This is a genomic window from Methylobacterium sp. GXF4, assembly GCF_000272495.1.
GTDB classification, from domain to species: Bacteria; Pseudomonadota; Alphaproteobacteria; order Rhizobiales; family Beijerinckiaceae; genus Methylobacterium; species Methylobacterium brachiatum.
On record NZ_AKFK01000085.1, the window covers coordinates 132,411 to 146,702 of the forward strand.

Sequence of the window (14,292 nt, forward strand, 5' to 3'; positions counted from 1 at the left end):
AGGCCTCCAGGCAGCGCGCGGCCCGCTCGAGGGCGCCTTCGAGGCGCGCTCCGCCCCGCCTCAGGATGAGGGCGCGGGTGGGACATCGCCCTCACGCCGCCGCCGCCCGGCCCTCCGCCTCCAGATAATCCTGCACCGGCTGCGCGGGGCCGCTGCGCAGCAGCACGTAGAGGAACGGCACCAGCAGCAGGGTCGCCGGGGTGGCGAAGGCGATGCCGCCCATCACGGCGCGGGCCAGCGCGGCGTTCTGCTCGCCGCCCTCGCCGGTGCCGAGCGCCATCGGGATCAGGCCGAAGAACATCGCCGAGGCGGTCATCAGCACCGGCCGCAGACGGGTCTCGCCGGCGGTGATCGCCGCCTCCAGGGCGCTGCAGCCGGTGGCCTCCCGGTGCTCCTTGGCGAAGGTGACGAGCAGGATCGAGTTCGCCGAGGCGATGCCCACCGACATGATCGCCCCGAAGATCGACGGGATCGAGAAGGCGGTCCCGGTGATGAACAGCGCGAAGGTGATGCCGCAGAACGCCATCGGAAGCGCGGCGATCACCACGAACGGCTCGCCCCAGCTCTGGTAGTTCACCGCCATCAGCAGGTAGACGGCGATCAGCGCGATCCCGAGCCCGACCTCCAGGCGGAAGAACGCGCTGCGCATGTTCTCGATCTGGCCGCGCACCGTGATCTTGTCGGGCGCCTGCAGGTTCTTCTGCTCGTCCTGCACGATCGCGTCGATGTCGCGGGCGACCGAGCCGAGGTCCCGGTCCTGGACCGAGGCGAAGATGTCGAAGGTCGGCTGGATGTTGACGTGGTTGATCACCGTCTGGGTCGGCACCCGGCGCAGCTCGGCCAGGCTCGAGAGCAGGGTCAGCACGCCGGGGCCGGTACCGGCGGTGGCGGCCGCGCGCACGAACATCGGCGTGTTGCGCAGGTCGGTGAGCGAGGCGTTGCGGTATTCCGGCGTCTGCACCCAGAGCTGGTAGGGGATGCCGGTCTTGGGGTCGGGCCAGAAGTTCGGTGTTACCTGGTAGCTGCCCGACAGCGAGATGTTCATGTTCTGCGCCACCTGCTGCTCGGTGAGCCCGAGCTCGGAGGCCAGGCGCCGGTCGACGTCGACGTAGAATTGCGGCGCGTTGACGATCTGCTGGAGGTGGACGTCGACCAGGCCCTTGGTGTGCTTGAGCCGCTGGACGATGCGCTGGGCGACCTCCAGGTCCTTCTCCTTGTGCCGGCCGGAGACCTGCACGTCGATCGGCGTGATGACGCCGAAATTCAGGATCTGGGTGATCATGTCGGCGGGCTGGAAATAGGCGATCAGGTCGGGAAAGCGCTTCATCAGCACCGCGCGCAGACGCTTCTTGTAGAGCGCCACCGAGCCGTGGCCCTCCTTGAGGCTGATCAGCATCTGGCCGTCATTGTAGGAGACGAACGAGCCGTCCGAGAAGGCGAAGTTGTAGTTGGTCGAGGGCAGGCCGATATTGTCGAGGATCTGCTCGATCTCGCCCGGCGGGATCACCTCCCGGACGGTGTCCTCAACCTCGGCGAAAACCTGCTGGGTGGTCTCGATGCGCATGCCCGTGCGGGTGCGCAGGTGCAGGGTCATCTGGCTCGCCTCGATCTCGGGGAAGTAATCCTCCCCGACGAAAACGAACAGCACGCCGGTCATCCCGAAGACGCAGCCGACCACCGCCAGGGTCGCGATCCGGCGGGCCAGCACCGCGTGGAGCAGCCCGACATAGCCCCGGTGGAACCGGGTGAAGCCGCGCTCGAACGCCCCGTGGGCGCGCCCGGCGAGGCGGAACGCCGGCGCGGAGACGAGGCCGAAGGCCCGGGCGATGCGGCCCTGGCGGGGCGGGGCGCGCTCGTCCCGGTCCTTGGCGTGCTTCTGGGCGTATTCCGGCGCCACGATCACGTCAATCATGAGCGGCACCAGGGTGCGCGACAGCAGGTAGGAGGTCAGCATCGCGAACACCACCGCGAGCGCCTGCGGGGTGAACAGGTATTTCGGCGTGTCGGTGAGCGCGAACACCGCCGTGAAGGCCGCGCAGATCGACAGGGTCGAGATCAAAGCCGGCTTGGCGATGCCGGCGGCGCCGTGGACCACGCTTTCGCGGAACTCCTCGCCCTCCTCGAACAACCGGTAGGTGTTCTCGATCGCCACCGTGGCGTCGTCCACCAGGATGCCGACCGCGAGCGCGAGGCCGCCCAGGGTCATGACGTTGATGGTCTCGCCCAGCGCGGCCAGCACGGCCAGGGAGGTCATCACGCAGAGCGGGATCGAGATCAGCACGATCAGGGTCGAGCGCCACGAGCCCAGGAACAGCAGGATCGCCAGCCCCGTGAGCGCCGCCGCGATGGCGGCCTCGTGCAGCACGCCCTCGATGGCGTTCGAGACGAAGACCGACTGGTCGAACAGCGGCTTGATCGTCAGCCCCTCGGGGGCGGCGGCCCGGATCGTCGGCATCGCCGCCTTGACGTTGTTGACGACGTTGAGGGTCGAGGCGGTGCCGTTCTTGATCACCTGCATCAGCACGGCCTGGCCGCCATCGGCCCGGACCACGTTGATCTGCGGCGGCCCGCCGTCGCGGACATAGGCGACGTCGCGCATCAGCACCGGCTGGCCGGCCACGACCTTGATCGGCGCGAGGTTGAGGGTCTCGATCGAGGGCGGCGTGGCGTTGAGCTGGATCGGGTATTGCTGCTCGCCGATCTTGGCGAGGCCCGACGGCACCGTGAGGTTCTGGGCCGTCATGGCGTTGGTGACGTCGAGCGGCGTCAGGCCGAGCGCCTGGAGGGCGTTGAGGTCGAGATCGACCATGATCTGGCGCGGCGCCCCGCCGAACGGCGACGGCAGGGTCGAGCCCGGCACCTGCGCGAGCGTCTGGCGGATCCGGTACTGCGCGTAGTCGTAGACCTGGTTCAGCCCGTCCTTGGCCGAGGTCAGGGCCAGCTGGATCACCGGGACCGAGGAGGCCGAGTAGCGCACGATGATCGGCGGCTGGGTGCCGGCCGGCATCGCGGCCCGGATCGAGTTGGTCGAGGACACCACCTGGGCGATGGCCAGATCGATGCTGACCGCGGGATCGAAATAGACGCGCTGGACCGCCGTGCCCTGGAGCGTGGTCGATTCCATGCGGCGGATGTTGTTGACGTTGTTGGAGATGCCGTACTCGGCATAGGTCGTGATGCGCTGTTCCATCTCCGGCGTGGACAGGCCGGTATAGGTCCAGACCACGACGACGACCGGGATGTCGACGACCGGCAGCACGTCCTTGGGCATGACCACGATCGCGCCGACGCCGCCGAGCATCATCAGCACGGCGAGCACGTAGGTCGTGATCCGGAACTTGAGAGCGTAGAGGACGAGGCCCATGCGGTCTCCGCCGGCCGGCGCCAGGCCAGCCCCTTCGCGTCGCGTGCCGGCGCACCGGACGCCAAGCCTGTTTCGCTATCATGTCCGCTAGAGCAAGGGACGGGCCGCGACGCCGCAGGGCGGGCCTATCCGGGCGGATTGGTCGCGCAGATCGCCCGCAGCGCCGCCCAGGACGGGGCGTCGAGGAGCGGCGGCCGGTCGGCGGCCGGCGGGGCGGCGCGCGAGCGGATCGCGGCGGCCCGCTCCCGGGTGAACGGGTGGCTGCGCAGGAAGGCGAGGCTCTCGTCCCGGTCTTCGGCGATCCGCTCCAGGATGGTCGCGAGGGCGGCCGCGTCGCCCCCGGCGCGGGTGACCGCGGCGACCGCATAGGCGTCGGCCGCCCGCTCGGCCTCCCGGCTGTAGCCGGCGGAGAGCACGTTCTCCCCCAGCGCGACGATCACGGCCGAGCCGGCCACATCGCCGACGAGGTAGCCGAGCAGGTAGGCGATGCCGGAGCTCCGGATCAGGGACCGGGTCGGGTCCCGGGCCGCGACGTGGCCGAATTCATGCGCGAGCACGCCGGCGAACTCGTCCGGCGAGCGCGCCTCATCGAGCAGCTTCGAGAGGACCACGACCCGGCCGCCCGGCAGGGTCAGGGCATTGGCGTCGGTGCGGGAGCGGCGCACGCTCACGCGCAGGCCCGGCGGCAGGTCCCCGCGCAGCCGGGCCACCAGCCGGTCCAGGGCGGCCCGCCCCTCCGGCGCCGCGCAGGCCGGCGGGTTGCCGAGCAGAGCCCCGATCTGGTCCTCGACCAGGGCGCCGATGCGCTCCTCCACCGCCGCGGGCACCAGCGGCGCGATTGCATCAGCCAGGACCGGCACGCCGAACGCCGCGAGGCCGAGGAGCGTGATCCCGGCCGCCATCGACCAGAGCGCCACCGTCAGGGTGCCCCCCTGCCCGGCCGGCCCGGCATGCAGGTCCGGGCAGAGCGCCTCGAGGGCCGCGGCCAGGGCCTCGTCCGAGAACTCGACCCGCTCGGGCGTGTCCGCCGGCCCGACCCGCATCAACGGTGGGCGCGCATCCTCGGCCCGCAGGTCGAGGCCGTTCCAGTCGCGCCGCAGGTCCGGGCCCGACACCGCCAGGCGTCCCGCTTCGAGGCGCAGGGAGACCGGCACGGGCCGCGCGGTGCGGCCGTCGAAGTAGCGGCCCGCGCCGGTGAGCGCCGCCATGCCCGGTCCCTCAAAGCCCGATATCGATGATGCCGTGCCCGTCGAGGGCATCGGCCATGCCCTCGCCCAGGCTGCTGCTGGCGCCGCGGGCAGCGGCGACGATCGCCCCCAGGGCGGCCGCATCCGAGATCCACGTGGTCTCGGCGACGGCGCGCCAGAGCCCGGCCTTCAGGACGCGCACGTACAGGACCACCGAGGCGGCCAGGTACCAGGCATAGATGGCCACGACGATCGCCATTCCGAAGATCGGGCCCTCCCCGTTCTGCGAGACCGCCTGGCCGAAGAACAGCGTGGCGAGCACCGCCAGGACGGCCGCCCCGAGGGTGATGACGACACCGAGCTTCAGGCACTGGACGATATAGGCCAGGTACGGCCGGTAGAGGTCCCACGCCGTCAGGTGCGAGACGAGGCGGACCTCGTCCAGCCGGATGGCGCTCAGGAAGGCCCGGGTCTCGCGGGCGCGGTAATAGGGATACAGCACCAGGACCATCGGGGCCGCCACAACGAGCAGGACCACGAACACGGCCGCGAGGACCTGGACGACGCTGTCGCAGCCGATCGGCACCCAGTCGGGCAGCACTTCGGCCCTCTCCTTCGGCAAAGTCAGGGGGGCATCCAGCATCGGCCCGCACCCATCCTCGGCCAGGCCAAGGGCCAGCAGAAGCACGACCGGCACTGCCACGAGGGCCCAGAGCAGCAGCCAGCTCCGCAGCACCGCCAGGCCGCGGGCATCCGATTCCATCCGGCTCGTGCCGACCAGAGTGTGGCGGATGCGGTAGCGCTCGAGGGCCGCGCGCATGAACGGGAAGGCGAGGCCGAGGGTCGCGAGAACCAGGAGCCACCCGGCCGTGGCCAGAGCCGCGTAGGCCAGGCCCGAACCGTCCTGGCCGAGCCGGATGCCGCGCCACAGGGTCCGGGTGGCCCGGTAACGCCGCCCGCGATAGAGCGCGAACTGCCCGAGCAGGAACAGCACGCCGAAGCCGAGGCCGGAGGCGACGAGGGGGGAATCGGGCAGGAGCAGCGACAGGGCGGACAGGCCGGTGGAGATCGGCGCCAGGAGCACGATCGCCACGAGGAAGCCCAGGAACAGGTCGCGGCCATGGCCCGTATAGGCGGCGGGCGAGCCGTCCACGAGGGTGCGGCTCCAGAAGAACCGCCGCAGGTTCGTCGCGTACCAGAACCGATAGATGCCGAAGGTGACCAGCGTCAGCAGGAACCCCTTCACGACGATCCCGGTCAGCCCGGCGAGCGACCTGTCGAAGGCGATCTCGCCGCCGCGCTCGGGCATGTCAGCCGAAACCGTGTTCCGAACGTCCATCCCGCGCCCCACGCGGGCCGCCGATTCGCGGCCGGCCGGAAGCGTTGCGCATCGCGCGGAGCGGTTCAAGCAACGCCCGGCCCGCGCCAAGCTGTCGCCCAGGCGCGCAAGGTCGATCCGCCGGAGGCCGCAGGTTGCGGCGGGTCAAACCCCGCCGGACGACCCGCCGCCGAAGCGGCTCACCGCAGCAGCGCCGACTTGTCGACCTGCAGCGCCGCGCCGATCTCATCGAGCGCCTTGTGCTCGACCTCGCTGATGCCGCCGAAATCGGCCACGTCGGCGCCGATCAGGAACACGTCCTGGCGCTGGTCGATCGGCCGCTCGACGATGGCGCCCACCAGGCGCAGGTTCTCCAGGCGGCCGGCGCGAGTCTTGGCCCGGGCGATGGCCTCGTAGAGTTCCTGCTCGACCCGCAGCGTGTCGTAGGACTTCTCGAGGATCGGGTTGGCGCGGATGCCGCTGATCGCCGATTCGATCTCCTCCTCGGCGACGTCGCCATCGGCCACGATGACGTTGGCCGCGGCCGAGACCGCGGCCTGGAGGAAGACGGCATCGCCCGCATACGACATGATCGTGCGGCCGAACCGAAGGATGGCGTCCTGGAAAATGCTCATGCCGACCTCCCGTGCGGTCGGAGATGGCGGATATTGTGGCGGCCGAGTCAAGATCCGGCCGCGCTTGCGCCGGGGACTGATGGTCGGCGCTCGCGTTATGGTTTCGCAGGCCGGCGCATTGCGGCGCCGCATCCGGTTTCTGGTTGAAGGCGGCCGTCCCGCCTTCTCCGTCATTGCGAGCGCAGCGAAGCAACCTAGGGACGCGCTACCTTCGGGGATCGCGCGCTGCCCTGGGTTGCTTCGCTGCGCTCGCACTGACGGTGCGAGACCACAGGCCCCGCACCGTTTGACGCCGGCGTCACCGCCCCCGTCAGCAGCAGCGGAATCCCGAGGTGTTCCCCACACCGAAGCGGGCGTTCTCGCGGTTGCGGAAGAACTCCAGCTCCGACATCGGCGCCTGGTCGGGATGGGTCTGGCGGATATGGGCGGCATAGGCCGCGTAATCCCCCTGCCCCACCATCAGGCGGGCGCCGTCGCAGACGCATTTGGACAGCGTCTGGAGGCGGCGGCGCAGGCTCTGCTGTGGTTCCATGGCGCGCCCTACTCCGCCGCGGCCAGGCGCGGCTCGGTCTCAAGCGCGGTCCAGCGGTCGGCCCGCCACGCCTTCAGGCAGGCGGCGATGCCGAAGCCCGCGATGGCGACCACGAGGCCGATGAACAGGGCCGCCAGCACGGCGTCGATCCGGTCGTTGAGGATGATCTGGTCCATCTGGGCGGCGTTCTTGGCCGGGGCCAGGAGCTTGCCCTCGGCCGCGGCCGTCGCGTAGCGCTCGGCATGGGCCAGGAACCCGATCTTCGGGTCGGCGGAGAACAGCTTCTGCCAGCCGGCCGTGAGGGTGCACAGGCACAGCCACGCGGTCGGGATGATGGTCACGAACGCGTAGCGCTCGCGCTTCATCTTGAAGATCACCACCGTGCAGAGCGTCAGCGCCACCGCGGCCAGCATCTGGTTGGAGATGCCGAAGAGCGGCCACAGGGTGTTGATGCCGCCGAGCGGGTCGGTCACGCCCTGGTACAGGAAGTAGCCCCAGGCGCCGACCGCGATGGCGGTGGCCGCGATGCTCGGCCCCCAGGAAGTGGTGTTCTTGAACGAGGGCACCGCCAGGGCGACGAGATCCTGCACCATGAACCGGCAGGCGCGTGTGCCCGCATCCACGGCCGTGAGGATGAACAAGGCCTCGAACAGGATGGCGAAGTGGTACCAGAACGCCATCATCGCCTTGCCGCCGATGGCCGAGGAGATGATGTGGGCCATGCCCACCGCCAGGGTCGGGGCGCCGCCGGCGCGCGAGATGATCGTGTGCTCGCCGACATCCGCGGCGGTCTGGGTGATCACCTCGGGGGTGGTGGCGAAGCCGAGCTTGGTCACGGCCGCGGCGGCGGTCTCGGGGGTGGTGCCGAGCAGCGCCGCGGGCGAGTTCATGGTGAAGTAGACGCCCGGGTCGATCACGCAGGCCGAGACCAGCGCCATGATCGCCACGAACGATTCCATCAGCATGCCGCCGTAGCCGATGAAGCGGGCATCCGCCTCGTTGGCGATGAGCTTCGGCGTGGTGCCGGACGAGATCAGGGCGTGGAAGCCCGAGACCGCGCCGCACGCGATGGTGATGAACAGGAACGGGAACAGCCCGCCCGCCCAGACCGGGCCGGTGCCGTCGACGAACTTCGTCATCGCGGGCATCTGCAGGTGCGGGGCGACGACGGCGATGCCCAGCGCCAGCCCCACGATGGTGCCGATCTTGAGGAAGGTCGACAGGTAGTCCCGCGGCGCCAGCAGCAGCCAGACCGGCAGAATCGAGGCCACGAAGCCGTAGCCGATCAGCATCCAGCACAGCTGCGGGCCCGTGAAGGTGAAGGCCGGGCCCCAGACCGGGCTCGCGGCCACCGAGCCGCCGCCCACGATGGCCAGCATCAGCAGGACGAAGCCGAGGATCGAGACCTCGCCGATCCGGCCCGGGCGGATGTAGCGCGAGTAGACGCCCATCAGCATGGCGATCGGGATCGTCGACATCACCGTGAAGGTGCCCCACGGGCTCTCGGCCAGCGCCTTGACCACGATCAGCGCCAGCACGGCCAGCAGGATCACCATGATCAGGAAGGTGCCGAACAGCGCGATGATACCCGGCACGGTGCCGAGCTCGGCCCGGATCAGCTCGCCGAGCGACCGGCCGTCCCGGCGCATCGACACGAACAGGACCATGAAGTCCTGGACCGCGCCGGCCAGCACCACGCCGGCCAGGATCCAAAGCATGCCGGGCAGGTAGCCCATCTGCGCCGCCAGGACCGGGCCGACCAGCGGGCCCGCGCCCGCGATCGCCGCGAAATGGTGGCCGAACAGGACGCCGCGATTGGTGGGCACGTAGTCGAGCCCGTCATTGTGGCGCACCGCCGGCGTGAGGCGCTTCGGGTCGAGGCGCATCACCTTCTCGGCGATGAACTTGGAATAGTAGCGGTAGGCGATCATATAGACGCAGACCGCCGCGACCACGATCCAGAGGGCGTTGATCGTCTCGCCGCGCTGGCTGGCCACGATCGCCAAAGCCGCGGCGCCGAGCGCTCCCACGAGGGCCCATGGCCCGTGCCTGCCGATCGCCGTACCCATCTCGCGTTCCCTTCGATTGCCTCGCGCTCGGGGCCGCCCAAGGCCGCCGGCTGGGACTCGCGGGTCCCGGGCTACACCGGCGGTTTATCCTATTCGTCCGGCGTTGACGCAAGCGATCCGAGCTGTGATGCAGCTTCGCGGGCGGCATGACGCCCCAATCTGTCACATCGGGTCATCGGCACGGCCCCGACCGCCCTCACGGGCCGGCCTGTGGCCCCCGTCGCCGCCCGGCGTGAGCGAAGGAAGGGCGCCGGCGCGGTCCGGCCCTCGGAGGAGCGGACAACCATGGCGAAGGTCGCATTCCTGGGTCTCGGCGTGATGGGCGGCCCGATGGCCGGGCACCTGGCCAAGAAGGGCCACGACGTCACCGTCTACAACCGGACCACGCCCAAAGCCGACGCCTGGGTGAAGGCCCATGGCGGCGCCTTCGCGGCCACGCCCCGGGAGGCGGTCGCGGGCGCCGAGATCGTGTTCGCCTGCGTCGGCAACGACGACGACCTGCGCAGCGTCGTGCTGGGCGATGACGGCGCGCTCGCCGGCATGGCGGCCGGTTCGGTGTTCGTCGACCACACCACCGCGTCGGCCGAGGTCGCCCGGGAACTCGCCGAGGTGGCCAAGGCCAAGGGGCTCGGCTTCATCGACGCGCCGGTCTCCGGCGGCCAGGCCGGCGCCGAGAACGGCGTGCTCACCGTGATGTGCGGCGGCGAGCCGGAGACCTACGCCAAGGTCGAGGCGGTGATCGGCGCCTTCGCCCGCGCCTGCCGGCTGATGGGCCCGGTGGGCTCCGGCCAGCTCACCAAGATGGTCAACCAGATCTGCATCGCCGGCCTGGTCCAGGGTCTGTCCGAGGGCGTCCACTTCGCCAAGCGCGCCGGCCTCGACGTGGAGGCGGTGCTCGACGTGATCTCCAAGGGCGCCGCCGGCTCCTGGCAGATGGAGAATCGCGGCAAGACCATGAACCAGGGCAAGTTCGACTTCGGCTTCGCGGTCGACTGGATGCGCAAGGATCTCGGCATCCTGCTGGACGAGGCCCGCCGCAACGGCGCCAAGCTCCCGGTCTCGGCGCTGGTGGACCAGTTCTACGCCGAAGTGCAGGCCATGGGCGGCAACCGCTGGGACACGTCGAGCCTGGTGGCGCGGCTGGAGCGCTGAGGCTGGCACATCTCCCCTCGCCCCGCTTGCGGGGAGAGGGGAACCTACGCCCCGCCTGGAAAGCTGCGCGACTGCGGCTCCAGTTAAGACATCGCCCTCACAACCCAGCCGCCTCGTCCGGATCGAGCCAGCGCCAATCCGTGCCCATCTGGTGGCGGAACCATGTGAATTGCCGCTTGGCGTAGGCCCTCGTATCCGCCTGGCCGCGGGCGATCGCTTCTTCTAGATCCAGCGCCCCGTCGAGATGGGCGATCAGGCCCGGCACGCCGTGGGCGCGCATCACCGGCAGCATCGGGTCGAGACGCCGGGCGTGCAGGCGGGACACCTCGTCGAGGGCGCCCTCGGCGATCATCGTGCGGAAGCGGGCGTCGATGCGGGCGCGCAGCTCCGCCCGGTCGGGCGCCAGGAACAGTTTCTGGAGGTTCCGGCCGGCGAGCGGCCCGGGCACGGGGTCGCCATAAAAACTCGCGATCGGCCGGCCCGTGGCCAGGAAGATCTCCAGGGCGCGCATCACCCGCATGCGGTCGCTCGGGCGCAGGCGGGCGGCGCCCTCCGGGTCGTGCCGGGCGAGGTCGGCGTGCAGCGCCTCGGTCGGGCGGCCCTCGGCCGCCTCCCGTACCTGCGCGCGCACCGCGTCGGGGACCGGCGGCAGCTCGGAAAACCCCTGCTCCAGGGCCCGGAAATACAGGCCGGTGCCGCCGACGAAGATCGGCAGACGGCCATCGAGTTCCACCAGCAGGGCGGTGGCGTCCCGAGAGAACTGCCCGACGGAATAGTTCACAGCCCCGTCGACATGGCCGTAGAGCCGGTGGGGCACCCGCGCCTCTTCCTCGGGGTCGGGCCGGGCGGTGAGGCGGCGCAGGTCGCGATAGACCTGCATCGAATCGGTGTTGATCACCACGCCGCCGTGGCGCAGCGCCAGACGGGCGGCCAGCGCCGACTTGCCCGAGGCGGTGGGCCCTGCGATGAGGATCGCCGCCGGGCGCCCCCCGGTCTCCTCCCGGTCTGGCAAGGCGAAACTCCACGATGCTGGTCGCGGTCCTGATAGCAAACCCGGCTCGGCCGTCCATCACCGGTGCGGTGCTGGCCGGGGCGCGCGCCGTGCTCGGGACGGAGCACCCGCCGCGGATCCTGCACGGGGAGGTTGCCGCCGAAATCCTGGTGCCGGGCGATCCCGCTGACGCGGGTGCTCTGACGGAACGGCTGCGGACCGCGCTCTCCGGCGAGCCGATCGACCTCGCCGTGCTGCCGGCCGACGCGCATCGGCGCAAGCGGCTGTTCCTGGCCGACATGGATTCGACCATGATCGAGCAGGAATGCATCGACGAGCTTGCCGGGACGCTGGGTCTCAAGGACCATGTCGCGGCGATCACCGAGCGGGCGATGCGCGGCGAGATCGCGTTCGAGCCGGCCCTGCGCGAGCGCGTGGCGCTCCTCAAAGACATTCCCGTGACGGCGGTGGACGGGCTGATCGCCGATCAGCTCAGCCTCACCCCGGGCGGGCCGACGCTGGTGCGGACGATGCGGGCGCACGGCGCCCGCACCTGCTTGGTCTCCGGGGGCTTCACCCTGTTCACCGGCCCGATCGCCGGGATGATCGGCTTCGAGGAGCATCGGGCCAACGTGCTCGGCGTGGCGGACGGGCGGCTCACCGGCACCGTGGAAGACCCGATCGTCGGCAAGGCGGAGAAGCGCGCGACGCTGATCGCGCTGCGCGACGCCCTCGGGCTCGCCCCCGCCGAGACCCTGGCGGTCGGCGACGGCGCCAACGACCTCGACATGCTGGCGGAGGCCGGCCTCGGCGTCGCCTTCCGGGCCAAGCCCGCGGTGGCGGCCGCCGCCCGGGTCCGGATCGAGCACGGCGATCTCACCGCGCTCCTGTACCTGCAGGGCTACGCCGCGGCCGAGTTCGTGGGGTGAGGGTTCAGTGAAAGGTGCGGGTGAGCGTGATCACCGCGCCGAGGATGGCCAAGGTCTGAAAGCCGATTGCGCCGACGAGCCAGCGCAAAGTTTCAACTTTCGCGGACGCGATATCGGCCTGAGTCGTGAGCTGCAGCGCTGCGATATCGCCGCGGGTCTGGATCTTCAGGGCTTCGATGTCCCCGTGGACGACCTGTATGTCCGCCAGCGCGTCGGCGAACCCTTCAGCCTGCTCGGGCGACAGCTTCGCCTTCTCGCGCAGGGCGCGGGCGAATTTCAGGGTGTCGAAGGCGACGGCGGCCATGGCATTCGACAGGCTCCGAGCCGCACCGACTCGCCGGAGCGGTGTGCGGCACCGATCCGCCGCGTCAATGCAGCCGCTCCCATCCCCGAAAACGCGAAGGCCGCCGCTTCCTCTCGGAGCGACGGCCCTCGGTGTCTCGATGCGGGATCGGCTTAGAGCACCTCACAAAACTCCCGGTTCCCGGGAGCTCTCCCTTCGCACGCGACGGTGCGGCGGGAGTTTTGTGAGAGGCTCTTATTCAAGCCCGAGCGCCACGAAGCGCACGTCGCCGGTGGCGCTCGCCACCAGCAGCAGGACCGACTTGCGCCCGTCCTTCTTGAGGGCCTCGACCCGCTTGGTCACGTCGGCGGGGGTGTTCACAGCCTCCTGGCCGACCTCGACGATCACCTCGCCGGGCTGGATCCGCTTGTCGGCGGCGGTCGAGTTCGGATCGACGCGGGTGACGACCACGCCCTTCACGGTATCCTTGATCCCGAACTTCTTGCGCAGCTCGTCGGTGATGCCGGAGAGGTTGAGGCCGAGCGCCTGACGGGTCGCGCTCTCGGGCTCAGGCTGGCGCAGGTTGGCGAGCTGCGGCTTGTCGGTATCCTCGAGCCGGCCGAGCGTGACCGGCTTGGTCAGCTCCTCGCCCTTGCGGACCACGACCACGTCGACCTTCTGGCCGACCGGGGTCGAGGCGACGATCCGGGGCAGGTCGCCCGACGCCTTCACGGGGGCGCCGTTGAACTTCACGATGACGTCGCCGACATCGATCCCGGCGGTCTTGGCCGGGCCCTTCTCGTCGACGCCGGCCACCAGGGCGCCGCGGGCGCCGCCCTTGAGGTTGAGCGCCTCGGCGGTGGCGTCGTCGACGTTCTGGATGCGCACGCCGAGCCAGCCGCGGCGGACCTCGCCGAAATCGCGCAGCTGGTCGATCACGGGCTTGGCCGTGTCCGAGGGCACCGCGAAGCCGATGCCCACCGAGCCGCCGGTGGGCGACAGGATCGCCGTGTTGATGCCGATCACCTCGCCGTCCATGTTGAACAGCGGGCCGCCGGAATTGCCCTTGTTGATGGCCGCGTCGGTCTGGATGTAGTTATCGTAGGGTCCGGACTCGATGTTCCGGCCGCGCGCCGAGACGATGCCGGCCGAGACCGAGCCACCCAGCCCGAACGGGTTGCCGATGGCGATCACCCAGTCGCCGGGGCGCATCGTGTCGGACTTGCCGAACGGCACCGCCTTCAGCGGGCGCTCGGCGGTGGGCTTCACCCGCAGCACGGCCAGGTCGATCTTCGAATCCTTGCCGATGATCTCGGCCTTCAGCTTGGTGCCGTCGTGCAGGATCACCTGGATGTCGTTGGCGTCGCCGATGACGTGGTTGTTGGTGACCACGATCCCGGAGGCGTCGATGATGAAGCCGGAGCCCAGGGAGTTCGACTTGCGCTGCTGGCGCGGGGTGTCGTTGTCGCCACGCTCGCCGCCCTTGCCGCCACCGCCGCCGCGGCGGTTGAAGAACTCCTCGAACAGGTCCTCGAAGGGCGTGCCCGGGGGCAGCTGCGGCATGGTGCGGCTGTTGCGCGCCTCGACCGTGGTGGAGGCGGAGATGTTGACCACCGCGTCGGTGACCTGATCGGCGAGGTCGGCCAGGGAGGCCGGGCCCTTGGCGAAGGCCGGGACCGGCAGGGACGCGGTCGCGAACGAGGCGCCGACCAGGATCGCCGCCATGAAGGAGCGGGCGCGGGAACGGGGCTGCGCCTGCGCGCGGCCGAAGGGCGCCCGGCGGGCGCTCGCGACGGGGTGCATGGTCGACCTCTTCAAGAACGCGTTTCCGG

Annotated in this window: 11 protein-coding genes; 2 read left to right on the forward strand and 9 right to left on the reverse strand. The window is 70.4% G+C overall.

What is annotated here, in order from left to right; all coding sequences use genetic code 11:
* Positions 1–91: 91 nt before the first annotated feature.
* The 6 genes from WYO_RS24270 to WYO_RS24295 form a co-directional block, all read right to left on the reverse strand.
* Entirely contained in the window at positions 92–3,364 is a 3,273-nt protein-coding gene (locus WYO_RS24270) for an efflux RND transporter permease subunit (RefSeq protein WP_007567582.1), read from the reverse strand.
* A 125-nt stretch (positions 3,365–3,489) separates the two neighbouring features.
* Positions 3,490–4,572, reverse strand: coding sequence for a M48 family metallopeptidase (locus tag WYO_RS24275; RefSeq protein WP_007567583.1), 1,083 nt, complete (start codon positions 4,570–4,572; stop codon positions 3,490–3,492).
* Between the two features lie 10 nt (positions 4,573–4,582).
* Complete coding sequence (locus tag WYO_RS24280) at positions 4,583–5,860, reverse strand: DUF898 family protein (protein WP_007567584.1); 1,278 nt, start codon at positions 5,858–5,860, stop codon at positions 4,583–4,585.
* Positions 5,861–6,069: 209 nt separating this feature from the next.
* Positions 6,070–6,504 (reverse strand): tellurite resistance TerB family protein, encoded by a 435-nt coding sequence (locus WYO_RS24285; RefSeq protein ID WP_007567585.1) that lies wholly within the window; start codon positions 6,502–6,504, stop codon positions 6,070–6,072.
* A gap of 310 nt (positions 6,505–6,814) precedes the next feature.
* The gene (locus WYO_RS24290) at positions 6,815–7,036 is read right to left on the reverse strand and encodes a YbdD/YjiX family protein (RefSeq protein ID WP_007567586.1); all 222 of its coding nucleotides are present in this window, start codon (positions 7,034–7,036) and stop codon (positions 6,815–6,817) included.
* A gap of 8 nt (positions 7,037–7,044) precedes the next feature.
* Positions 7,045–9,105: a carbon starvation CstA family protein gene (locus WYO_RS24295; RefSeq protein ID WP_007567587.1), complete on the reverse strand. Its 2,061-nt coding sequence runs from the start codon at positions 9,103–9,105 to the stop codon at positions 7,045–7,047.
* A 285-nt stretch (positions 9,106–9,390) separates the two neighbouring features.
* On the opposite strand from WYO_RS24295, the gene WYO_RS24300 reads away from it, so the two are divergent.
* A complete protein-coding gene (locus WYO_RS24300; RefSeq protein ID WP_007567588.1) occupies positions 9,391–10,257 on the forward strand; it encodes an NAD(P)-dependent oxidoreductase in 867 nt (288 codons plus the stop codon).
* A 97-nt stretch (positions 10,258–10,354) separates the two neighbouring features.
* Here WYO_RS24300 and miaA read toward each other — a convergent pair whose 3' ends face one another.
* Positions 10,355–11,269: a tRNA (adenosine(37)-N6)-dimethylallyltransferase MiaA gene (miaA, locus tag WYO_RS24305; RefSeq protein WP_007567589.1), complete on the reverse strand. Its 915-nt coding sequence runs from the start codon at positions 11,267–11,269 to the stop codon at positions 10,355–10,357.
* Between the two features lie 14 nt (positions 11,270–11,283).
* On the opposite strand from miaA, the gene serB reads away from it, so the two are divergent.
* Positions 11,284–12,177: a phosphoserine phosphatase SerB gene (serB, locus tag WYO_RS24310; protein WP_007567590.1), complete on the forward strand. Its 894-nt coding sequence runs from the start codon at positions 11,284–11,286 to the stop codon at positions 12,175–12,177.
* Between the two features lie 4 nt (positions 12,178–12,181).
* Here serB and WYO_RS24315 read toward each other — a convergent pair whose 3' ends face one another.
* Together WYO_RS24315 and WYO_RS24320 are read right to left on the reverse strand one after the other, a co-directional pair.
* Positions 12,182–12,481 (reverse strand): hypothetical protein, encoded by a 300-nt coding sequence (locus WYO_RS24315; protein WP_007567591.1) that lies wholly within the window; start codon positions 12,479–12,481, stop codon positions 12,182–12,184.
* A gap of 234 nt (positions 12,482–12,715) precedes the next feature.
* Positions 12,716–14,263, reverse strand: a complete 1,548-nt coding sequence (locus WYO_RS24320) for a Do family serine endopeptidase (RefSeq protein ID WP_007567592.1) — start codon at positions 14,261–14,263, stop codon at positions 12,716–12,718.
* Positions 14,264–14,292 lie beyond the last annotated feature (29 nt).

Bases quoted from the DNA above. Each gene is read 5' to 3' on its own strand.
- WYO_RS24270 (WP_007567582.1), bottom strand. From the start codon at position 3,364: ATGGGCCTCGTCCTCTACGCTCTCAAGTTCCGGATCACGACCTACGTG.
- WYO_RS24275 (WP_007567583.1), bottom strand. From the start codon at position 4,572: ATGGCGGCGCTCACCGGCGCGGGCCGCTACTTCGACGGCCGCACCGCG.
- WYO_RS24280 (WP_007567584.1), bottom strand. From the start codon at position 5,860: ATGCCCGAGCGCGGCGGCGAGATCGCCTTCGACAGGTCGCTCGCCGGG.
- WYO_RS24285 (WP_007567585.1), bottom strand. From the start codon at position 6,504: ATGAGCATTTTCCAGGACGCCATCCTTCGGTTCGGCCGCACGATCATG.
- WYO_RS24290 (WP_007567586.1), bottom strand. From the start codon at position 7,036: ATGGAACCACAGCAGAGCCTGCGCCGCCGCCTCCAGACGCTGTCCAAA.
- WYO_RS24295 (WP_007567587.1), bottom strand. From the start codon at position 9,105: ATGGGTACGGCGATCGGCAGGCACGGGCCATGGGCCCTCGTGGGAGCG.
- WYO_RS24300 (WP_007567588.1), top strand. From the start codon at position 9,391: ATGGCGAAGGTCGCATTCCTGGGTCTCGGCGTGATGGGCGGCCCGATG.
- serB (WP_007567590.1), top strand. From the start codon at position 11,284: ATGCTGGTCGCGGTCCTGATAGCAAACCCGGCTCGGCCGTCCATCACC.
- WYO_RS24315 (WP_007567591.1), bottom strand. From the start codon at position 12,481: ATGGCCGCCGTCGCCTTCGACACCCTGAAATTCGCCCGCGCCCTGCGC.
- WYO_RS24320 (WP_007567592.1), bottom strand. From the start codon at position 14,263: ATGCACCCCGTCGCGAGCGCCCGCCGGGCGCCCTTCGGCCGCGCGCAG.